Genomic DNA, 22,198 nt, shown 5'->3' with positions numbered 1-22,198 from the left:
AAGGTCGCTCCTGATCTATGGTTGATTATGCTTCTGTCGCTTCTGTTTCTGCTTCAGGCGCTTTTGCTTCTGCTGCAGGAGCTGTTTTTTTGCTTGCTTGTGCTACAAGTTTGTCAAATTGTGTAATCTCTTTGTTTTTACTGTATTTTACAGTTAAGAACTTAATGATATCTTCGTTGTTCTTGATGTTTCTTTCAAGCTCTGCAATCGTAGGACCTTCCGCTTTATAGAAAAGAACCGTATAGTATCCTCTCGCATGTTTATCTACAGGATACGCAAGTTTTCTCATACCCATGTCATTCGTACCGACAAGTTCAGCACCTTCTTTAGCAAGCACATCTTTTACTTTCGTGATCTGTGCATTGATCTCTTCTTCTGTCAATGTAGGTTTCACTACAAACAGTGTTTCATAACAAGTCATATTGTTTCCTTTTGGTTTAGTAGCCCATATCTGCAGTATACCTTGATATACTGTCCAAAAATGAGCAAGAATTTTGGAAGCATTATGGTACCAAAATATTCCTTATAGTGAGGTTTGGCATAGAGACAGAGTCGAAGAGATGAAAAAGCCTGTCTGTATTGAAATTACTGATGAGTTTAATCGGTTTTTTTGTATGATAAGGTTCACTTGATTTAAAAACAAAGGATTTAAAAGATGGAAAGAAGAAACTTTTTGCAGTTATCAGCTACGTCAGCCCTGGCAGTAGCCATCGCCCCCTCATTGATCACACAAAAGCTTTATGCCGAGGACGGAAGTCTGTTCCAGCCGTTTGAAAAAGTACAGCTGAAAGACAGTGAGGGTAATCCGCTCAAAGCTTCTGCATTGACGGTAGAGGAAAATTACATATTCAATTACCCGCATGTCGGCACACCTGCCATCATGATCAATCTTCAATCACCGGCAGAAAAAGACATCAAACTCAAAGCGGAGGATGGTACGGAATATATCTATACCGGAGGAGCAGGCGCCAAGGGTACCATCGTTGCCTATTCCGCGATCTGTCCGCATCAGTTGACACATCCTCAGCCTGAAATCAGTCTGTTCCATTATGTGGAAGAGAAAGGTACGACACAGGCGTACAAAAACGGCGGTGTCGTTGTATGTACGTCACACCTTTCGGCCTTTGATCCCAAACAGGGCGGCAAGGTTGTAGGAGGACCGGCTGCACAAGGTTTGGCTTCTATTGTTCTGGAAGTCGATGAGGAAGATACGATCTGGGCCGTTGCTGTTTTGGGTCCGGTGAAGTTCCAGGAATATTTTGATGCCTTTAAAGATGAGTTCAAGAAATTCTACGGCAACAAAAGAAAAGCGAAAAAACTTGCCAAAGTGGAGGCAAAAGTACAAACACTGAAAGAGTTCTCTGCAGAGATATTTTAATACAGGAACAGAGCCGGAAAAAAATGAACCGGAGCAGAGCGAAAAGTGTAAATCCCTGCACAAGACTCTGACGGTTTAATTTACCCGTAAAAACGAGATATAAGGTGTGATAAATACTATCATACCTTGTGATTATTCTCCCCCTCAAGAAGGCCGAAAAATCTTCAAAATAGGTCGTAAATTCCCTCAAAATCATTGTATTTATATGTAATTTTTGTCATAATAGAATTACTTTATATTATTTAAAGTTATTAACAATATACATTCTAATAGGAGAGATTATGGCAATGAACAGAAGAGACACATTTAAGCTTGCAGGTGTGGCCGCAGCGGCTGCAGCCATGCCGGGTATGGCGGTAGCAAGTGAGAAGAAAGCAGCTCCAAAGAAGACAAGCGGCAAATCGATCGTGATCATAGGGGGAGGTTTCGGCGGCCTGACCATGGCCAAAGCCTTGAGAAAAAAAGATCAGAACATTGAAGTGACAGTGATCGAGAAAAACAATTTATTTCTGTCATGTCCTTTTTCCAATACGTTGCTCGGCGGTCTGGATGACGTAAGTTTAGATACGTTGGTAGGCGACTATTATCAGCCGGCTTCTAAGTATGGGTATGATTTTGTACATGCGACAGTGACGGCTATCGACAGAAAATCCAAGGTAGTGACGACCACTACGGGTGATTTCGCTTATGATATTCTTGTGCTTTCACCGGGTATTGCTTATGACTATGAAAAGCAGTTCCCAACGTGGTCAGCAGAAAAGATCGCAGAAGTATCAAAAGCTTGTCCAGCTGCATTGATGCCGGGTACTGAACATATCGCACTTAAACGGCAACTCGAGGATATGGATGACGGTAACGTGATCATCGTGCCGCCGGCAACCGGAAAGTACAGATGTCCTCCGGCACCTTATGAGAGAGTATCGATGGTGGCAAACTATGTAAAGAATGAAGGTATCAAAGGAAAAGTGATCGTACTGGATACGCGAAACGGTAAATTTGCCAAAGGTGCTGCCTTCCAAGAATCCTGGAATGACCTCTTCCCTGATATCATTGAATATAACGGCTTGACGGAGATCGTGGATATCGATACTGAGAAAAAAACCATTGCCTATAAAGTGTTTGCAGATGAAATGGATGATCAAGGGACATTAAAGACAGAGAAGTTTGAAGTATGTAACCTGATACCTATCAACAAATGCTCACCGGTCGTTGCTATGGCAGGTGTCGAAGTGGATGCTGCAGGATTTGCAGTGATGGAGGGGTATAGCTTCAGATCAAAAACGGATTCAAGTATCTATGTGATCGGTGATGCGGTCAATCACGGGATCCCGCCAAGCGGACAAACGGCCATCTGGACAGCACACAGAGCAGCAGGGCAGATTTCGGACCAACTGAACGCTAAAGTCAATGATCCTAAAGAAGGCCTCCCGGCTAAAGCTGCCAATGTCTGCTACTCGATGGTAGGTGGAAAACCGGAGGAAGCGATTATGGTTACCCATGAGTTCGTAGCACACGAGAGTGGTAAACTGGTAGGTAACGGTAATGTACCTAAGCCAAAAGATGGCGGCGGCAAGTTCCGGTCCAAAGGTACGGCAAAAGCCACCAGAGAGTGGTTTGGCGGTGTCATGAGAGAACTCTTCTCATAGTTGTCGATCTTTTCGATATTTTGCACTCATCTTTGAAAGGTGGGTGCACATACTGACGTATGCTTCTTTACCCAAACTTTCAAATCTAAGTACAAACTATCAAAAATCTCAGACAACTATTATTTGATCTTAAGCTTCATTCTGTCAAAAATCTCATCACTCATCACTCATCACTCATCACTCATCACTCATAGATAGCCCTGCAGTTTGATCAGTGTACTGTAGAGCAGTACTTCTTTTTGGGTGGCGGGTGCATTTTTGATATGTATCTCACTCTCTAACAGGTGCTCGAATATTTTCAGCAGTGCAGCCGATTTGACACGAAGGGCCAACTGTGCTTTTTGTTCTTCTATCTGTTTGGGAAGTTTATATCCGAGTATCTCTGCGGAATCTACATGGCCGTGAAGTTTGATATAGGCATGGAAGAGAAAGATCTGGTTGACGAAATACTGTGTTGAGCGAAGCAGAGAGGCTTCATCTTCCCCAAGATCAAGCAGTTTGGTGATGGTGGGGGTAATAGGTTTTTTACTGAACAGGTCTATCAGCAGCTGTTCGGTCGCAAGCGGTGCGGTAGAGTAGACAAGTCTGTCGATGTCTTTACTGGTGACCTTCATCCCTAAAATGGCAAGTTTATTCAGCTCATTGGCACAGAGCGCCAGGTTGTTATTGAGCAGAAGCATCAGATGCTGGAGGGCATAGTGGTCGATATCAAGCTGTATCTGCTGTGCTTTTTGCTGCAGCATAGCGATACCGTCACGGATATTGGGTTCAAAAAACCGTACCCAGACGCCTCCTTTCTTCTCACTGAAAGCGGACTGCATACTTTTGGCATCTTTAGAGGCACCTGCATAAGCGTAGAGAAAGTAGTTGTCTTCATTTTTATTGGCAAGTTCGATGAGGATGTCCAGTTCTTTTTTCGGTATCTTTTTATCATGTTTGACCACGACAAGATTGATACCGCCGAACAGAGAGGTTTGAGAAAGAAAACCCTTTGCCTGCTCAAAGTTCCACTCATCATGATAGAGCGTGAGCATGCTCTCTTTCGCATCCGTCCTTTGAATATAAAGATCGATATAGTGGTCTGTCAGATAGTCATTTTCACCATAGAGCAACACTGCTTTAGGCAAGGTTTGTTTGAGTTTTTGGTCAAATTCTCTTTGGTACATCAGGCGAGCTCCATCTCGTCTTTACTGATCTTTTCAATGAATTCGACCATAATGACAGCCTGTGCAATGTTCACTTCGCTTATTTTCACTCTCACCCTGTCAAACAGCATCACATTATCACCTCTGAGGTGCACGGTCACCCCCTTGATATCACCAAGCAGCACCGCTTTCGCACTCTCTTCCACTTCGATGATCTCGGCTTCAAAGGTCTCATCCATGTGTTCTGCGGCCCATCGCGCGAACTTGCGGTCCCTGAAATCCCATTCGGCTTTAGTGGCTTCCCGTTCCAGTTCGCTCACCCTTGCGCAGAGCGGTTCGATGTTTCGCAACAGGTAACTGGCTTCTTCTTCCTCTTCACGCAACTGTGTCTTGATGAGACGGTGCAGTATAAGGTCCGAGTATCGACGTATGGGAGAGGTAAAATGGCTGTAGTGGGTAAAGCCCAGTCCAAAGTGCCCGATATTGTGGGGTGAGTAGCTTGCACGTCTCAGGGATTTGATGATCATGGCATCCACTTCGGATGCAAGCCCCATGCTTGCCGCTTCTTTTTGAATGGCACGGATCAGAGAAGGCGAGTCCTCATACTCTTCCACATAGAGACCGATGGAAGCCAGTTCGCTCAGCAGGTCTTCCATTTTGAGAAGCTGCGGCGGTTCATGTATACGGAAGATACTGTCTCCTTCACCGGTAAAACGTTTGGCCGCTGCCTGATTGGCCAGAAGCATACACTCCTCGATCAGCGAGTGTGAGGGTGTGCCTGTCTCTATCTCTGTGCTTACCAGCAGGTGCTGGGCATCGATCGTGAGCTTGGTCTCTTCGCTCCTGAAATCGAACCCCTCTTTGAGGCGTTCCTTATGCAGTCTGACGGTGATCTTCTGAAGGGGAAGCAGCCAGGTCAGGATCTCTGCGACCGTACCGGTGATACCTTCAGATCCATTTTCCAGTATCGCATCTATGTTGTCATAGTTGAAACGGTGTTTGGAATGGATGATCGCCTCGAAGAATTCCTCATGTAGAGGTTTGAGCGTGGTCCTGTCCAAAGCTATCTTTGCCACAAAGGCAAGCCTGTCCACTTTGGGTTTGAGCGAACAGATATTTTCGCTGAGCTCTCTCGGGAGCATAGGGAAAGACTTGTGCGGCAGATAGGTCGTAAACCCTCTTTTTTTTGCCTCTTTGTCTATAGGGGTGAAAAAAGGGACATAGTGGCTGACATCTGCAATGGCAACATAGAGCGTATAGGCTTCCCTGTCAAAGTAGATGGCATCATCAAAATCTTTTGCGGTCACAGGGTCAATGGTGCAGAAGTCAAGATGGGTAAGGTCTATACGGTAGGGATGCTCTGCTTTGGTGACCTCTGTCTCCACCTTCAATGCATCGTTCACGCACTCCGGAGGAAATTCATCCTCGCGTTCATAGAGGGCGAGGGAGATCTTTTCATCGACCTTGGGGTCATCAAGCGTTCCCATGACCTCCAGGACCTTGTCCGTATCGACATCCACTTTCAGCACCGTGCCCAGTTTGAATGCCTTGAGGTCCATCCCTTCCATGACAGCATGGGTAGGCATGCCTGTACGCAGGTCGAGTATATGAAAATGATCTGATTCATCCCTGTGCGTATAGGCGATGGTGAAGAGGTGGGCTTTTTCTATGACCAGCTGTACTTTGCCGCTGGCACGTCCGCGTCTGGCGATGATACGTTTGGCAACGACCACATCCCCATGTTTTGCACCCCGAAGGTCATCAGGCTCTACCAGCAGGTCTTTTTGTTCTTTGAACTCCGCTTCCACATACCCTTTGCCGTCTTTACCGATATAGAGTCTTCCCACACGATAGATGGACCTTAGTTTCCAAAGCCCATCTGTCTCTTCAAGGGCACCCAGCTGCTGCAGTGCCTGAAAACTGTTCCGGTCTTCCTCTTCGATGTCTGAAACGAGACATCCGTTGATAAGTTGTATGGCAAATGGGGACATAGTTACCTTCTCTTAAATGATATGGTCAATGCGATCCATGACATCATTGTGATCAAAGGTAATTATATTACTTTAACGCTTCAAGTCTCTCTATGCGCTGTTCGGTACTCGGGTGGGTACTGAAGAGCTGTTTCAGAGAAACATCCTTTCCCGTGAAAGGATTGATGATGAACATATGCGCTGTCTGGGGGTCGGCATCGTGCATCGAAATACCTCTGGCATAATTATCCAGTTTTGCCAGACCGCTCTGGAGCCACTCCGGATGACCTGTCATTCTGGCCGCTCCTTCATCCGCCATAAATTCACGGTTACGGCTGATCGTCATCTGGATCACCGTTGCGGCAAGCGGTGCCAGGATCATCAGTACTATCATGACGATCGGATTCGGTCTGTCACGGTCTCCTCCGAAGAACATACCGAAATTTGCCAGCATGGCGATTGCTCCAGCCATCGTGGCAGCTACCGTACCGATGAGCATATCGTAGTGTTTGATGTGGCTGAGTTCATGGGCGATCACCGCTTCCACCTCTTCTTCTGTCAGCAGGTTCAACAGCCCTTCGGTCACAGCGACTGCGGCGTGCTCATAGTCCCTCCCCGTGGCAAAGGCATTGGGCTGCTGGTCGGGAATGATGTAGAGTGCTGGCATAGGCAGTCCGGCCCGTCTTGTCAGCCTCTCCACGATCTCATAGAGCCCGGAGGCATTTCTTCGGTCCACAGGAATGGCATGATAGTGTTTGAGCACCTGTGTGTCACTGTAATAGTAGGCATAGAAGTTCATACCTGCAGCGATGACAAAGGCGATGATCATGCCGGCACGTCCGCCAAGCATCCCACCCACCCAAATAAAGAGCAGGGTAAGCCCTATCATCAGGGCATAGGTTTTAAATTGTTCCATAAGTGTGTGTCCTAATTTTTTATTTAAAGTATACCCTAGAAGTACAAATAAAAGGTAAATCGCACCATATGAGGGCGGTCCATTTCCGGATACTTGTGATCTTGTCCAATTTATGAAAAAAGGTTTCACGGTTATGGATTGAACTATAGCTAAGAGACGATATAATAATATTGTACATTAAGGTGATGAAAGTAGTAGGATCATGTTTAAAACACTTTTTTTAAAACATATGAGAGAGCGTGGTGAGGCCCCGACGGAAATGAGCCGTTTTTTGGATATTCTCAAACAGCTTGTACGTACCCCTTCCGTCGTCGGGACAGAGCACTCCTTTTTTCTTTTTCTCAAGCGGGAACTTGAAGAGATAGGGATCCAGACGACCCTGTATGAAGGGGTGTTGGTCGCTGAGGGAAAGAACCCGGACAGTGGTATGATCAGTGCACATATTGACCGTCACGGTCTGATATGCACCGGGCCGAATGAGTTTCAGTATGCTGCGTTCACTGCGCAGAACAGAGGAGACCTGACGGGAGATTCCGTGTCGGAAAAGACCTATCAGGATATCAAGGAGCGTTTTATAAACCAGCGTGTCCAGGCCTATGATCCCTGGTCAGGCGCTTATCTCGGTTTGGGCGAGATCAATCATGCCTACTTCTGTGAACGCAGAGGCAATGTCGTTTTCAATGTGCAGGGGCTGGAGCATTTGTACGCAGGCACACCGGTGGCATTCATGGATACGCTGCGTTATCAGGATGGATATCTCTCTGCACAGCTGGACAATGTGCTCAGTGCGGCGATGATCCTTTTTCTCTATGAGAAAGGATATCAGGGGAGGGCCTTTTTTACAGCGGAAGAGGAAGCAGGAAAAAGCTGGCGTTTTTTACTGGAGTGGTTCAGGGGACGGGATATCGGCACGGATGAACTCTTAGTGCTCGATACAAGCCCTTACCCCGATAGGAAAACGGCGGATGCACAGCATATCGTACTACGTAACCGGGATGCAAATGCGACTTTTACCTCGCCGCTGCGTCACAAGATCACAGATATCTGCGATGCCTTTTCGATCAGCTACGGGTATAAAGACCACTTCATCGAGGCATTGAACGAAGAGCGTATAGCGCAAGACCTTTTTCCCTACTCTCTGGGGAGTACTGAGATGGGACGACTGGTGAACGCAAGTGAAGGAAATATACAGGGTACCACCTTTCAGTTGCCTACAACTGGGTACCATACGACAAGAGAAACCGTTTCTATGGCTGCGGTCATCGATGCGATAAAGATACTTGAGACGCTTTACATCGAAGAAGACAGAGAGACATAAAAGGAGGAGAAGATGGAAGTTGTAGGATATATTGAATCCGTGGATCTGGCCGAGATGGAACTCTTTGGACTGGATGCCAAGATCGATACCGGTGCAGACTCCTGTTCGCTGCATTGCGACGATATTCAGGTGGAGGGTGACACTGTGACCTTTTTGCTGCATGATGAAGTACATGAAGCCTATCACGGGAAAAAGCTGACACTTCCTATCTTTAAAATAAAAAGTGTTAAAAGCTCGAACGGAAAAAGTGAAGAGAGGATCTTTATAAAATCTTCGATAAAGTTGGGCTGTAGCGCCTACCAGGCAGAGATATCGTTGACAAACCGTGAGAATATGAAGTATCCTATGTTGATAGGAAGACGTTTTCTTTCACATCATTATCTGATCGATGTTTCTCACAAATATATAACCACAAAGGAAAAATAGATGACTGTGTATATACTTTCTAGAAATCCCCACCTATATTCAACACAGAGACTCGTGGAAGCGGGTGAAGCCAAAGGATGGAAGGTCCGTGTGATCGATTATCTGATGTGCAGCATCGAGATCTTGAAAGGCGAGTTGTCAGTAGTTTACAATGGTGAGCTTTTACCGCTTCCGGATGCCATCATCCCCCGTATCGGTGCGAGCCGTACTTTTTTCGGGACGGCTATGGTACGGCATTTTGAGATCATGGGGGCTTTCAGTGTCGCAGGCAATCTTGCGATCGCAAGATCCAGAGACAAACTGAGAAGCCTTCAGGTACTTTCGAAGCAGGGGGTCGATCTTCCCAAGACCGTTTTTGCATCCAACAAGGCCAATGCCAAAGATGTGATCAAGTTGATCGGGGGTACTCCATTGGTCCTGAAGATCCTTGAAGGAACCCAGGGTGTGGGTGTGGTCCTGGCAGAGACACAAAAAGCAGCACAGTCTGTTCTGGATGCTTTTTATGGTATGGATGTGAACCTTTTGGTACAGGAATTCATCAAAGAGGCGGGGGGAGCAGATATACGTGCCTTGGTCGTCAATGGGGAAGTGGTCGGTGCGATGAAACGCCAGGGAGCAGAAGGGGATTTCCGTTCCAATCTCCATCAGGGAGGGAGTGCAACTGCCTATAAACTCAATCGCAAAGAAAAGGCGGTGGCATTAGCGGCAGCCAAAGCGATGGGACTGGGTGTATGCGGCGTGGATATGATCCCCTCTGACCGCGGACCATTGGTCATGGAAGTGAACTCCTCTCCTGGACTTGAAGGGATAGAAAAGGCTACAGGTATCGATATAGCGGGCAAGATCATGGACTACATCGAGGCGAGCATTGCACCGTCCCCCGGCACTAGGCGACGCCGACCTAAAAAAGACAATATTGGAGCATAAAGTGGATGAACACTCTTTTGTTCTCGGGGGCGTAGAGATACCAAGAGGGAGAAAGAAGCAGATTGAAATAGATCTGCCAGGCTTCTATGGTACACCTACTACGTTGACTGTCCATGTGATCCGCGGTAAAAGGCCAGGTCCTGTGGTCTTCATTTCTGCGGCCATTCACGGGGATGAACTGAACGGTATCGAGATCATCCGTCGATTAAGACAGATCCATCTGCTGGACAAGCTGAGAGGAACGCTTATTCTAGTCCCGGTGGTCAACATCTATGGGACGATGAACCTTACGCGCTATCTGCCTGACAGACGTGATCTTAACCGGAATTTTCCGGGGTCATCCAAAGGATCGCTTGCTTCGCGTGTGGCAAAAACGTTTTTTGATGAGATCGTTGCTAAATGTGACCTGGGTATCGACCTTCATACAGCGAGTATACATAAAGACAATCTTCCGCAGGTACGAACCAATATAGAAAATGAATATACCTTGAAACTTGCACTTGCTTTTGAAGCGCCGGTAGTGCTTCACTCTACAGTTCGGGACGGATCACTGCGTGCTGTGGCACAGGATCAGGGGATACCTATTTTACTTTATGAAGCGGGAGAAGCATTGAGGCTGGATGAAAAGTCCATCAAGATCGGGGTCAAAGGGATCATTAATGTACTAAGGGCGAACGGAATGCTTCCTGCGATCAGCAGAAAAGGCCACCGCGTAAAAAAACCCTCCTTGTCGAGGGACAGTCGATGGATCCGGGCACAGGAGAGCGGTATGATACAGACGCTCAAAAAACTCGGTGATGTCGTCGAAACAGGCGAGGTGATCGCAAGGATCGAGCAAATGTTCATAGATCAGAGGATTGAAGTGACCGCTCCTTTTGCGGGCATTATTATCGGAAAGACACAGATACCGCTTATTCATGAAGGGGATGCTGTTTTTCATATAGCCTCTTTTGATGACATTGAGATAGCAGAAAAACGACTGGAACCGTTCCACCATGAAAGCCTGATGGAGATACCCATGGAAGATGAAACAAACCTATAAATGATGAGAAGAGAGAATGGCAAATACAAATGAAGAGATAATCCTGCAGCTTCGTGAAGAGAATGCGATACTGCGCAATCGCCAGAATGAGGCAGATGTCTATTATGCGAAAATGAAAGAGCTGGAGGTCTATCAGGCAAAACTGGTCAAACTGCTTACACAGATAGAAGAGAGATCACAAAAAGTGGTGATACTTTTTGAAGGAAGGGATGCAGCGGGAAAAGGAAGCCTGATAGGCAGTATCGCGCAATACCTTAACCCCAAGCACTATCGTACGGTTGCACTGGGAAAGCCAACGGATGAAGAGAGGTCCCAGTGGTATTTTCAAAAATATATCAAACACTTTCCCAAAGGGGGAGAAATGGTACTGTTCGATCGAAGCTGGTATAACCGTGCGATGGTCGAACCGGTGTTCGGGTTTTGTACACAAGAGGAGTATGAACTTTTTTTGGATACGGTCATCCCTTTTGAGGATTCTTTTATCAAACACGGTACGCATCTTATAAAGATCTATCTGAGTGTCTCCAAAGAGGTACAAAATGAGCGTTTTGAAAGACGCCGGACCGATCCCTTGCGCCAATGGAAACTTAGCGAGATCGATATGCAGGCACAGGCAATGTGGGGTGATTTCACCCAAAAGAAAAGACGGATGCTGGAGGCGACCCATACTCCTGAATCTCCATGGCACATTATCCGATCGGATGACAAACACAAAGCACGTATCGAAGCGATGAAGCTTATATTAAGAGAGCTCTATGCCGATGAGGAGGAAAGTGGGCTGGATCTTCAAGCGGATGATGATGTTTTGGTATCGGTTGAAGAGGAACTTTTTCGTTGATAAAATTTGATTTAATTTAAGTTTTTTTTTAGCTCAAAAAATCAAATTATTGAATATAATTTCTTTTGTTTACGATTTTATTATACAAGAGGAAAAGATGACCTTTGAGGAAATTAGGTTTGCACTGGAAGTGAACGGTGTCGAAAAAGAGGATAGTGAAAAGCTTTTGGCGTACTGCAGGGAAACGGGCAAAGATTTTGAAAAACTCGATGCAATGTTAGTAGAGATGGGGTACGTAAAAATTTTTACAGATGAATTTTTTGGCTGGGATGATCCAGATGATGCTGATTTTGATGATGAGTATATCTCAACTGAAAAAATTCAGCATAGACATGTATGGGATGAGTAAAAATCTTTCTCTTCCATAGACAGCGATCTTTTGTTTGACAGACAAACGCGTGCAGCATCGGAAAAAATGATGCACGCTTCTTTCCAAAATAGATCGGTCAGCTGCTTACTGCTGCGCCGAAATGGCTCATAGAGAATTTGACCCTCTCTGAGACACCGAGACCATGGGGCTGTGTATCGATCACATCATAGCGTTTGACCGCCCCGATCCTGTTGGCGATCTGTATTGCCAGACCGGGACGTGCATTGAGCTCCAGGATCAAAGGTCCCAGGTTTTTGTCCAGCACGATATCAACCCCCAAATATCCTAAATGGGTGACTTCATAGCAAGAGGCCGCCAGGGTAAGTATTTTCTCCCAGTAGGGAATTTCAAGTTCTGAAAAATCATATCCGGTATCAGGGTGGTGTGTTACCGGCATACCATGCTGTACAGAAAAGAGTGACTTTCCTGTTGCCATATCGATCCCTACACCTACTGCCCCCTGATGCAGGTTGGCTTTGCCGTCACTTTCACTGGTGGAGCACCGCAGCATCGCCATAGCCGGGTATCCTTTATAGACGATCACTCTGATATCGGGAACCCCTTCGTAGCTGTAGCGTTCAAAGATAGGATCGAACTCCACCAGTGTCTCTATCATCGCCACATCAGGCTTCCCCCCAAGCGAGTAGAGTCCGCTGAGTATGTTGGATATATCTCGCTGAATGTCTCTCAGCTGCAGCCTCTGTCCATTGGGCTTGATGAATTCATTCCCTTCACGTTTTATGATGACCAAAATGCCTTTCCCCCCGCTTCCCTGGGAAGGCTTGAGAGCGAACTTATCAATACCTTCCAGCAACTTCTCCAGGTTGCGCAGTTGTGACTGGTGTTCGATAGTGAAAAGTAACTTAGGTACAGCGATACCCGCATTCTGGGCAACTACTTTCGTCTTGAGCTTGTTGTCCACCAAGGGGTAGTACTTACGGTCATTCTGTGCACCGATATAGTGGATGTTACGCTTGTTCATCCCCAGTATGCCAAGTTTTTTAAGCTTAAAAGGATTTGCAAACATCTCTCAGTTCACCATGGATCTAAAACGGATGAGCTCGCTGATGCGGTAACCACTGTAGCGTCCCAGCATAATGATGAATGCCAGTACCACCAGGAGCAGCTCCGGAAAGTTAAAGGCCATATGGGAAACCAAAGCATCACTCATGACAAAATAGGCACAAACGGCAACGATCAAAGATCCGCTGCCCTGGATCAACACTTCTCTGGGACCTTCTTCTTCCCATAGGATAGACATCCTTTCTATCGTCCAGGCCAGGATGATCATAGGGAAAAATGTCACGGTGAGTACCTCTTTGATCCCCAGTTTGAAACTCAGGATACTCATGAATGACATAATAAGAATCACTACGATCATCACCGCTGAGATCCTTGCCACCAGTAAGAGGTTAAGGCTGCTTAGGTACGAGCGGATGATCAGTCCCATCCCTACGATCAGGATAAACATGATCAGTCCGGCGAACAGTGTGGTTTCCATAAAGGCCAAAGCGATCAGAACAGGCATGAAGGTCCCTGAGGTTCTCAACCCTCCTATGATCCTGAGCAGTACCACCACCAATGCGCCAAAAGGCACTAGCAGTATATGTCTGTAGGCATTCTGCTCAGAAACAGGCAGGGTGAAAAGGGAGAAATCCAATATCGCAGCTTTTTTTACCAGTTCCTTTTTTTCCAGAAGGTATTCCACCGGTACCAGACGCTCATTGAGCGAAAAGCGGATATTGGAATTTGTGGCTCCTGTGACATCGATCAGCGAACCGCCGCCATGCTGCCAGATAAAGAAGTTCCTATCCCGCGTGATCTTTCCTTTTTCCAGGTCATAAAGCTGCCATTTCTCCCCATCGTATACTTCAAGCATGGGTGTCAATGCGATATTGCGCCGTTCACTCTCCAAATAGAGTCCGTGAATATTGCGTACCAATATCTTTCTGTAACGCAAAAGACGTGAAATAATTTCAAGTTTGGACTCCCCGCTCTCTGCAAGGAGTATTTTGACTGCCTGGGAAGGCTCTTTCGCATTGAAATCATTGATCAGCTGCGCTGCGAACGAATGTGTATCTGCCGACCTGGATCGTACATCATCCAGAAGGATCTTTGCTGTGTTCCTTAAGGTGTCCGGGAGATCACTGAGCGTTTCAGTTTTCTGTTCATACGGGACTTCAGGCAATTTAGGTATATAGTCGCCTGGTTCTATGAAGACTTCAATAGAGTAGTAGAGTTTTTGAGGCCCTACGACATTGCGCTTGCTCCATTCTGCCCTTTTGCCTGTTTCTGTCTGCGCTTCCGCATACCCGAACCCTGACGATGCCATATCTTCAGAGAGTATCTGGATCCCCTCCTGCGGTTCAGGCAAAGCCATGGATACCAGCACGGGCTTGTTTCTTCCTTCAAAAGAGATCTCTGCGCCTACTTTATAGACGGAACGCTTTTCATGTGGCAGAAAGGGTATTCCAAGTACACCGACCTTGTACCATACTATAAACAATCCTGTGAATGCCAGACTGAGGGCAATGAGCAATACTTGAAATTTTCTAGACATGAAAGCCCCTTTTTATTTAGGCAAGGCCATAGGTTTGAGTTGATGATGTTTGGCCACATCAACGATAAAATAATCGCGCAGGAAATTACGTCCGATCAACACCGGATACTTGTACGCCTCCCTATTATTCAAGTTTACGGGAATAAGTAGAGAAACGTCACCCAGTATGATGCGCATATTGACGACATAACGGTCCTGAGACTCTTCTCCATGACGTTTGATCAGCACGGTCTTAACTACTTTTCTCTCTATGGTATGCTCTTTTTCCCCCGCCATACAGACGAATCTCACCCACTGTGCGCCATCACGTTCGAAAGGTGTAATGTTCCGCGCATCAATGGAGGTGGTTTTTGCGCCGGTATCGATACGTGCTTTAAGGATCACATTGGGCGGGACGAGTCGGACATTTTCCACTGCACCTATAGTGTATTTCGTGTCTGACTTTTCTGTATTCAGGTTCTCAAACGCAGTGTTCTGTACAGCTTCAGTCTCTTGGGCTCCGATAAAAGATGTCGTACAAAGCAACAGTAAAAAAACTATCCTGTATTTCCATCCTGTGTAAAAGGTCATCATTCTTCTCCATCCTAAAAATATCGTATGATTATACCATATAAACGGCCGCGCAACGCTATAATGGTTTTTCGTTCTGAACGGTGGTGCTTTCCGGATCACTCTCTTCTTTTTTGGGCCCCGCTTCTTTGACATGCAGGTCCAACTGAGGAAACGGTATTTCGATATGGTGTTTATTGAGCGTACTGTAGATAAACTTCAGAAAATCGGATTTGGTCCCTGCTGGTCTGAGTGTTGAATTTCCCCTCACCCAGACAATCAGTTCATAGTCCACGGAACTGGAACCCATAGCGGTCATCCAGATAGCTGTTGTGTAGTTTGGAGGTATCGAGACATAATTGATACCGGAGTGCTTGAGCTCTTCCAAAATGACCTCTTCTACTTTTTCATTGGGTGTTCCGTAAGCAACCGAAAAAGGGATATGTATCCGTCTTATGTCGTTTTCCAGCGTCCAATTGATCACATTGTTCTGTATGAAGGAGGAGTTGGGGATGATGACATCGATATTGTCATTCGTCGTGACGGTGGTCGAACGCATTTTCATGTCATTGACCGTACCCCGGATCGTATCGGAGATCTCTATATAGTCACCCAGACGTATCGTTCTCTCAAACATCAGAATGATCCCGGCAGCAAGGTTGGAGACAAGTGTCTGCAGCCCAAAACCGATACCGATCGAGAGCGCTCCGGCGATCAGGCCCAGATTGGAGAAATCAAGCCCTATACTTTTGAGTGCGACCAGTAACGTGATCAATGCGATAAAATAGTAGCCAAAACCGGAGATCATCTTGGCTGAAGCATATGAGAGCTTGTTTTTCTGCGCCAGATTCATGATCTTTCGTTTATAAAATGCAGCCAACATAAATCCAAGGACCAGGATCAGAAGTACTTTCAGGATATCCAGGACCGAGATACTGTGTTCATTGAAGACAAACAGAGGTTCCGTGAACTTTTTATACGTATAGTCATAAAGGCTTTCTGCACTCTGTTCGACATCGGAGAGTGCCAGTGCGACATTTCCCTCTTTTTCTTTGAACAGATCTTTGATAATAGATTGTTTATAGGTATAGTGCTTGGTAAGATCATCTGCGAGCGTATCAATGATCTCTGTAGTGGAATTGATGAAATCGAGCGTTTTTGCAATCTTCCCCTGTTGGAGATACGCAAGGGAGAGCAATATCTTCTGGTCTATCTTTGTTGTCCTGGCATCCATCATATCCACCGTATTGGCAGTGATCTTTTTGTTCAATACCTCTGAGACATTCTCATGATGTATCTCTTCACGTTCTTTTGCCAAGTTCAGCGCAACCGCCTCCTGTTCTATCACAGGGAATCTGCTATCGGTCGCTGTAAGTGCTTTCTCTAATGCCGGGATATTGAAGCTGACCCGCTTGAGTGCCTGACCAAAACGCTCTTTGCCCTCTTTCAGTACGCTTTCATACATCTCAATGGATTGTGTGTGGTGGTTGCCTTTCATTTTGTAAAATGCATACTGCAGTTGGTAAAGCAGCAGATTCTCTTTATCTTCGGTGGTGATCTCCTGGATACTCTTGCGTAAGAACTTGCGTTTGGATTGCATCATGGACTGTTCTTCTTTTAGGATATCAATGGCTGTATAGACATCCGCAAGCGCGTTCAGGTAAGAGAGATAGTTTTCCGTTGTGATATTTCCCTCATCCCCTAAAAGAGCATTGGGCATAGGGTCCACTTTGGAAGTAAAAGAGAGCATACTTTGCAATTTCTCCAGGATCATGCGTTCCGTAGCAATACGCTCTATATCAGCCTGGTCCTGGGGCACTTCCTGGTCGATGCGCAGGCTGACCTCTTCATAATAGGCTTTGGTATTGTTCCCCTCATAGAGTTTGGTATCTATATCGGCAGCCCCTAAAAGCAGGGAGAAAAGAAAGAATAAGACGATGGATTTCATGAGTGACTACTTTTTTTGAAATTATAACATAGATAGCAGGTTAGGACGGGACAAAGAGGATCGGAGGCCGATCATACAATATGCTATAATGAAAGCATGGTAAAAATAGTGTATATGATACTTTTGTCAGCGGGTATGGCTTTTGCTGCCTTTGAATCAGAGAGCTCGGAGATCACGCCTCAGATCAAGCAACGTATGGTTGAAGGGAATTCGTGGCGAAAAGGCTGTCCTGTACCATTGAATGATCTGCGTTATTTGCGTATGACGCATATCAACTTCAACGGTGAAGAGGAGAGGGGGGAGATGATCGTCCATAAAGAGGTCTCGGCCGAGGTGATAGCGATCTTTGAAGCTCTGTATGCTATGGGATACCCCATCAGAAAAATGAAGCTGGTAAGCGAGTATAGCGGCAGTGACTGGCACTCCATAGAATCAGATAACACTTCAGCTTTTAACTGCCGTAAAGCAACGGGCAGTCAAAAATGGTCCAAGCACTCTTACGGGAAAGCCATAGATATTAATCCGATAGAAAACCCTTACATTTCCAGGAAGGGAACCATTTCACACAAAGCATCGGAAAGATACAGAAAAAGGGCACACCAGAAATCGACCTATGCGGATAAGGCACTCTTGCTCAAGAACGATGCAGCGGTGCAGCTGTTCAAAAAACATGGGTGGAAGTGGGGCGGTGACTGGTCGGGAGTGAAAGATTATCAGCATTTTTCGAAGTAAGTTGTTTTTAGTACAAAACTTTTTATAATAGTGCAGCTTCGATGGAAAGAGAAACAGAAATCAGAAAAAACAAAGGGATACAATGGAAGTTACAACAGAGGTCAATAAATATACGGATATGGCAGTGCAGTATGGCACAGAATATGGTCTGAAGGTGATCGGCGCTATTGCCATTTTCGTCATCGGGAAATGGGTAGCCAAAAAACTTTCCGGGCTCATTAAAAAGATGATGGACCGTGGAAAGATAGACTCTACACTGAGCGCATTTATTGCCAGTTTGGTCGATATACTTCTCATGGTGGTCGTGGTGCTGGCAGCGATCCACAATCTGGGTATCGATACCACCTCTTTTATTGCGATACTGGGTGCTGCCGGTCTGGCTGTAGGTTTGGCGCTGCAGGGTACTTTTGGGAACATCGGTTCCGGTGTGATACTCATACTTTTCCGTCCTTTTGAAGTAGGGGATTTTGTCACTGTGGCAGGGGAAAGCGGTACGGTCGAGGCGATCACACTCTTCAACACCACACTTCTGACACCGGATAACAAGGTGATCCTGATCCCAAACAGTGCTGTGGCTTCAGGCAATATTACGAACTTTTCCAAAAAAGAGACACGCCGTGTCGATTTCGTATTCGGTATAGGCTATGATGATGACCTGAAGTTGGCGAAGGCAACGCTGCAGGAGATCCTGGATGCCGACACCCGTATCTTGAAGGATCCGGAAAGTTTTGTAGGGGTAGGCGAACTTGCAGACAGTTCGGTGAACTTTACTGTGCGTGTTTGGGTCAAAGCATCAGATTACTGGGGAGTCTATTTCGATACGATCGAAAAAGTGAAACTGACGTTTGATGCAAAAGGCATCTCTATTCCTTATCCACAAATGCAGATCAATGCAGATGTACTGAAGGTGAAAGCCTAAATAACGATGACCTTCAAAGCTTTGCGGTAGCGTCACAGCTTTTGCATTTTTTTGTACCACAGCAGGGCAGAAACAAAGGTAAGCAGAGTCAGAGAGGACATCAGATAGGCCACATTGAGCGTACCGTTGGTTTCGGAAGCAGTGAAAGGCAAGCCGCTGGTGTTCATCCCAAAAAAACCGACCACAAGATTCAGAGGAAGGAACACCGCGGAAATGATCGTAAGAATATAGATCATTTTATTCATCTTGTCATTGGCTCGGGCATTATAGAAGTGATAAAGGTAGTCAAGCTTGGAGAGTTGATGCGTCGCCGAATGCAAGACCCGCTCCATGTGTTCATGCAGGTCGATATAGCTGTTCTTGGGAAAATCCGCAGCTTTCCTGTAGTGATGGATCATAATCAGCAGCATTTCGGAAGTTCTGGTCAGTATCCTTTCAATGTGCAGTATATCCCTCTTCAGGGCTATCCAGTTCGTCATAAATTCGTCGGTATGTTTGTCTTGATAGAGGAACTCTTCCATATCTATGATCATGTCGCGGTATTTTTCAAAGGATTTCAGAAGCGCATCTGTGATCGGATCAATGATCTTGTACGGGCCCAAAAAACGATCCTCGAGTTTTTTAAACTGCTCCCGCTCCTTATCGTACAAAAAACTGTTCTGGCCCTGAATGATAAACCCGAAGGATCTCCCTTCAAGCTTTTCATCTATGACAGGAAGACGAAGGATGAGCATATCGTAGGCCTCATTCTCGTCAAATATCGATGGGTGCATCTCATTTTGCAAGTCGCTTAAATGCAGTTCATCCAAAAATTGTTCAAAATGTTCCATCGTCAGTGCCCTTATAGCTTAATATAGTGTCATGTTACGCTTCCTGAAACAGGCTCAGCTAGCATCTACTTCTTAAATACATTCCCCAGCATACCCTTGATGGCTTCCTGAAGATCCGCAGGGTAGACCACGAACTTGGCATTCGGGCTCTTGCTTATCTCTTCCAGCGTATTGATGTAACGGTCACCGAGAAGGAACATGGCAGGGAGCTCATTGTCTTTGATGTTCTGGGTAATGATGTTGATCGCTTCTCCGGAAGCATTCGCCAGTGCGATCTGTGCCTGTGCCTCTCTTTTGGCTGCTTCAAGCTTACCGTCCGCTTCAAGGATCGCCGCATTTTTGTTACCCTCTGCAGTCGTTTCGATCGCACGTCTTTCACGCTCTGCAGCCGCCTGTCTCTCCATGGAGTCCTGCATCGATGGACTTGGATTGATATCCTGTATCTCGACAGACTTCACTGTCACACCCCAGTCCGCTACATCGTCAATGATAGAGTCTTTGAGCTTCGTTTTGATATGTTCACGGTTGGAGAGCGCTTCATCCAGGTCCATTTCACCGAGGATCGAACGAAGTGTCGTCATGACCAGCTGCTGTATCGCGGTTCGAAAATCTTCGATCCCGTAGATCGCATCGCGAGGGTTGGTGACACGGGCAAAGGTGACCGCATTGGTATGTATCACGGCATTGTCCCTGGTAATGACCTCCTGTTCGGGGATATCAAGGATGAGGTCACGGGTAGAGACACGCTCACGTATCGATTCGATGTAGGGAACGATGATATTGAGTCCCGGCTTGAGTGTACGGCTGAACTTGCCCAGCCTTTCGACGATCCACTCTTCACCTTGAGGAACGATATTGATCCCTTTGTAGAGGGTGACGATGAGTGCAATGACCAAAATGATGACGATATTTAATACTTCCATAAAACGATCCTTTAAGAGTTTGCTATCGGTTCAACTTCTATCAGCTGACCATTGATCTGTACGATCTTGACACGGCTTCCTTTGGTGATCTCCACTTTTGAGATGGCATGCCAGGAGGTGTTGCCGAGTACCGGAGTATCAAAGGTCACCTTTCCTCTGCTGTGCGGCTGGATATCTTCCATCACTACACCAAGCGTATCGAGCCTGTAGTTCGACTGTCCGCTTTCCGTCACGGGTTTTTCTCTGAACCATTTGAACCAGGCAGCGATGGCAAGTATGGATAGTACGATCCAGATACTCAGTTCTGCGGTAAAAGAGATGTCTAGCCATGCATCGATCGCACCTACGATGATCGCAGCCACACCAAGCCCCAGAATGAAAAATGTACCCATGCTCATGTCCCAGATAAGCAGGGCTATGCCAAAGACGATCCAGTGCCACCATAAAATAGTCTCATTGAGAAATTCAATCAAATTCCGCTCCTTTTTTATGCAAAGATTTATTATATCATAAAAAACAATTGCAGATAAAATTCACGATAATAAGTATTATTTGGATATAATCGCCAAAATTTTCGTACTTCGTACAGCAAGGATAATAAATGTCAACTTTAAATGTATATTATGATAAAGATTGTGATATCAATATCATCAAGTCAAAAACAGTAGCAATGATCGGTTTCGGTTCACAAGGGCATGCACATGCTGAAAACCTTAGAGACTCCGGTGTAAATGTTGTTATCGGTGCAAGAGAAGGCGGCTCTTCGTGGAGAAAAGCTGCGGCTAAAAACTTTGAAGTACTTTCTGTTGCTGATGCTACAGCAAAAGCGGATGTGGTCATGATCCTTCTTCCGGACGAGAACCAGGCAGAGATCTACAAAAATGAGATCGAGCCAAACCTGAAAGAAGGTGCGACGATCGCATTCGGACACGGGTTCAATATCCACTACGGAAGAATCACTCCAAGAGCAGACATCAACGTTACCATGATCGCGCCAAAAGCACCGGGCCACACAGTTCGTTCTGAGTTCGTAAGAGGCGGCGGTATCCCGGACCTTATCGCTGTAGGTCAAAACCCGAGCGGTACAACGAAAGAGCTTGCGCTTTCTTATGCTTCAGCGATCGGCGGCGGTAGAACAGCGATCATCGAAACAACGTTCAAAGATGAAACAGAAACAGACCTTTTCGGAGAGCAGGCAGTACTTTGCGGTGGTACAGCAGCACTGGTACAGGCTGGTTTTGAAACACTGACAGAAGCGGGTTATGCTCCGGAACTTGCATACTTCGAATGTCTTCATGAGCTTAAGCTTATCGTTGACCTTATGTTCGAAGGCGGGATCGCAGATATGAGATACTCTATCTCAAACACAGCGGAGTACGGTGACTATGTTTCAGGTAAAAGAGTCATCAACGAGCAGTCAAAACAAGCGATGAAAGATATCTTGAAAGAGATCCAGGACGGTAGATTTGCCAAAGACTTTATCCTTGAAGGTCAGGCAGGATACCCAAGAATGAATGCTGAGCGTAACAATGACAAAGAAAAGCTTATTACGCAAACAGGTAACAAACTTCGTGCAATGATGCCGTGGATATCAGCGAACAAGATCGTAGACCAAGAGACCAACTAATACCCTCAAGGGGTACCCCGTCTTTTTGCTTATTTGTACCCCTCTTTCGCTTTAGCGACGGGGGTATCGGCATTTAGTGCCAGACACTCATCTTTTGTTGATGAGTGCAGTCAGCTACTTACACGTAGCCTCCT

22 protein-coding genes are annotated in these 22,198 nt (G+C 46.0%); 11 read left to right on the top strand and 11 right to left on the bottom strand.

From position 1 onward, the window contains the following. Nucleotides 1-25 precede the first annotated feature (25 nt). A complete protein-coding gene (rpsF, locus tag VIM88_RS01470) occupies nt 26-421 on the bottom strand; it encodes a 30S ribosomal protein S6 (RefSeq protein ID WP_331861106.1) in 396 nt (131 codons plus the stop codon). A gap of 234 nt (nt 422-655) precedes the next feature. Between rpsF and VIM88_RS01465 the strand changes: the two genes are divergently transcribed. Then, nucleotides 656-1,378 (top strand): Rieske 2Fe-2S domain-containing protein, encoded by a 723-nt coding sequence (locus VIM88_RS01465; RefSeq protein ID WP_331861105.1) that lies wholly within the window; start codon nt 656-658, stop codon nt 1,376-1,378. Between the two features lie 281 nt (nt 1,379-1,659). Next, complete coding sequence (locus tag VIM88_RS01460) at nt 1,660-3,024, top strand: FAD/NAD(P)-binding oxidoreductase (RefSeq protein WP_331861104.1); 1,365 nt, start codon at nt 1,660-1,662, stop codon at nt 3,022-3,024. Between the two features lie 188 nt (nt 3,025-3,212). On the opposite strand, the gene holA is transcribed toward VIM88_RS01460, so the two are convergent. The 3 genes from holA to htpX form a co-directional block, all read right to left on the bottom strand. Beyond that, nucleotides 3,213-4,190 (bottom strand): DNA polymerase III subunit delta, encoded by a 978-nt coding sequence (gene holA, locus VIM88_RS01455; RefSeq protein WP_331861103.1) that lies wholly within the window; start codon nt 4,188-4,190, stop codon nt 3,213-3,215. Then, a complete protein-coding gene (locus VIM88_RS01450) occupies nt 4,190-6,160 on the bottom strand; it encodes a ribonuclease R family protein (RefSeq protein WP_331861102.1) in 1,971 nt (656 codons plus the stop codon). Before VIM88_RS01450 ends, holA begins: the two co-directional genes overlap by 1 nt. A 67-nt stretch (nt 6,161-6,227) precedes the next feature. Next, nucleotides 6,228-7,055 carry a zinc metalloprotease HtpX gene (gene htpX, locus VIM88_RS01445; protein ID WP_331861101.1) on the bottom strand — a complete coding sequence of 276 codons (828 nt, stop codon included), beginning with the start codon at nt 7,053-7,055 and terminating at the stop codon, nt 6,228-6,230. Nucleotides 7,056-7,257: 202 nt separating this feature from the next. On the opposite strand from htpX, the gene VIM88_RS01440 reads away from it, so the two are divergent. Genes VIM88_RS01440 through VIM88_RS01415 form a run of 6 tightly spaced genes read left to right on the top strand, consistent with a single transcriptional unit; the run spans nt 7,258 to nt 11,955 of the window. Continuing rightward, nucleotides 7,258-8,373 carry a peptidase M42 gene (locus VIM88_RS01440; protein ID WP_331861100.1) on the top strand — a complete coding sequence of 372 codons (1,116 nt, stop codon included), beginning with the start codon at nt 7,258-7,260 and terminating at the stop codon, nt 8,371-8,373. Nucleotides 8,374-8,385: 12 nt separating this feature from the next. Then, nucleotides 8,386-8,799 carry an ATP-dependent zinc protease gene (locus VIM88_RS01435; RefSeq protein WP_331861099.1) on the top strand — a complete coding sequence of 138 codons (414 nt, stop codon included), beginning with the start codon at nt 8,386-8,388 and terminating at the stop codon, nt 8,797-8,799. Next, nucleotides 8,800-9,726 (top strand): 30S ribosomal protein S6--L-glutamate ligase, encoded by a 927-nt coding sequence (gene rimK / locus VIM88_RS01430; RefSeq protein ID WP_331861098.1) that lies wholly within the window; start codon nt 8,800-8,802, stop codon nt 9,724-9,726. It begins immediately after the preceding gene. Then, nucleotides 9,716-10,768: a succinylglutamate desuccinylase/aspartoacylase family protein gene (locus VIM88_RS01425; RefSeq protein WP_331861097.1), complete on the top strand. Its 1,053-nt coding sequence runs from the start codon at nt 9,716-9,718 to the stop codon at nt 10,766-10,768. The genes rimK and VIM88_RS01425 overlap by 11 nt, the downstream gene beginning before the upstream one ends. 16 nt (nt 10,769-10,784) lie before the next feature. After that, nucleotides 10,785-11,606, top strand: coding sequence for a polyphosphate kinase 2 (ppk2, locus tag VIM88_RS01420; RefSeq protein ID WP_331861096.1), 822 nt, complete (start codon nt 10,785-10,787; stop codon nt 11,604-11,606). Nucleotides 11,607-11,655: 49 nt separating this feature from the next. Next, nucleotides 11,656-11,955, top strand: a complete 300-nt coding sequence (locus tag VIM88_RS01415) for a hypothetical protein (protein WP_331861095.1) — start codon at nt 11,656-11,658, stop codon at nt 11,953-11,955. A 97-nt stretch (nt 11,956-12,052) separates the two neighbouring features. On the opposite strand, the gene VIM88_RS01410 is transcribed toward VIM88_RS01415, so the two are convergent. From VIM88_RS01410 to VIM88_RS01395, 4 genes are read right to left on the bottom strand one after another with little or no spacing between them, the layout of a single operon-like run. Beyond that, nucleotides 12,053-13,003 (bottom strand): alpha-L-glutamate ligase-like protein, encoded by a 951-nt coding sequence (locus VIM88_RS01410; RefSeq protein ID WP_331861094.1) that lies wholly within the window; start codon nt 13,001-13,003, stop codon nt 12,053-12,055. A gap of 3 nt (nt 13,004-13,006) precedes the next feature. Beyond that, on the bottom strand, nt 13,007-14,536 hold the full coding sequence (locus VIM88_RS01405) for an inactive transglutaminase family protein (protein ID WP_331861093.1): 1,530 nt from the start codon (nt 14,534-14,536) through the stop codon (nt 13,007-13,009). Between the two features lie 12 nt (nt 14,537-14,548). After that, on the bottom strand, nt 14,549-15,109 hold the full coding sequence (locus VIM88_RS01400) for an ATP-dependent zinc protease (protein WP_331861092.1): 561 nt from the start codon (nt 15,107-15,109) through the stop codon (nt 14,549-14,551). A 55-nt stretch (nt 15,110-15,164) separates the two neighbouring features. Further along, nucleotides 15,165-17,033, bottom strand: coding sequence for a mechanosensitive ion channel family protein (locus VIM88_RS01395; protein WP_331861091.1), 1,869 nt, complete (start codon nt 17,031-17,033; stop codon nt 15,165-15,167). Nucleotides 17,034-17,129: 96 nt separating this feature from the next. Here VIM88_RS01395 and VIM88_RS01390 point away from each other — a divergent pair, with 96 nt between their 5' ends. Then, complete coding sequence (locus tag VIM88_RS01390) at nt 17,130-17,765, top strand: M15 family metallopeptidase (RefSeq protein WP_331861090.1); 636 nt, start codon at nt 17,130-17,132, stop codon at nt 17,763-17,765. A gap of 82 nt (nt 17,766-17,847) precedes the next feature. Then, nucleotides 17,848-18,684, top strand: coding sequence for a mechanosensitive ion channel family protein (locus VIM88_RS01385; protein ID WP_331861089.1), 837 nt, complete (start codon nt 17,848-17,850; stop codon nt 18,682-18,684). A 32-nt stretch (nt 18,685-18,716) separates the two neighbouring features. Here the strand turns inward: VIM88_RS01385 and VIM88_RS01380 are convergent, their stop codons facing one another. The 3 genes from VIM88_RS01380 to VIM88_RS01370 form a co-directional block, all read right to left on the bottom strand. Then, entirely contained in the window at nt 18,717-19,514 is a 798-nt protein-coding gene (locus VIM88_RS01380; protein ID WP_331861088.1) for a CorA family divalent cation transporter, read from the bottom strand. 65 nt (nt 19,515-19,579) lie between these two features. Beyond that, nucleotides 19,580-20,437, bottom strand: coding sequence for an SPFH domain-containing protein (locus VIM88_RS01375; RefSeq protein WP_331861087.1), 858 nt, complete (start codon nt 20,435-20,437; stop codon nt 19,580-19,582). An 11-nt stretch (nt 20,438-20,448) separates the two neighbouring features. Beyond that, nucleotides 20,449-20,910, bottom strand: coding sequence for an NfeD family protein (locus VIM88_RS01370; RefSeq protein ID WP_331861086.1), 462 nt, complete (start codon nt 20,908-20,910; stop codon nt 20,449-20,451). Nucleotides 20,911-21,038: 128 nt separating this feature from the next. Between VIM88_RS01370 and ilvC the strand changes: the two genes are divergently transcribed. Next, nucleotides 21,039-22,064 (top strand): ketol-acid reductoisomerase, encoded by a 1,026-nt coding sequence (gene ilvC / locus VIM88_RS01365; RefSeq protein WP_331861085.1) that lies wholly within the window; start codon nt 21,039-21,041, stop codon nt 22,062-22,064. Nucleotides 22,065-22,198: the final 134 nt, after the last annotated feature.

Origin of the sequence: Sulfurovum sp. (assembly GCF_036568385.1) — a bacterium.
Taxonomy (GTDB): Bacteria; Campylobacterota; Campylobacteria; order Campylobacterales; family Sulfurovaceae; genus Sulfurovum.
Note: the sequence above shows the minus strand (reverse complement) of the source record. Positions and strands in the feature narration are given on the sequence as shown.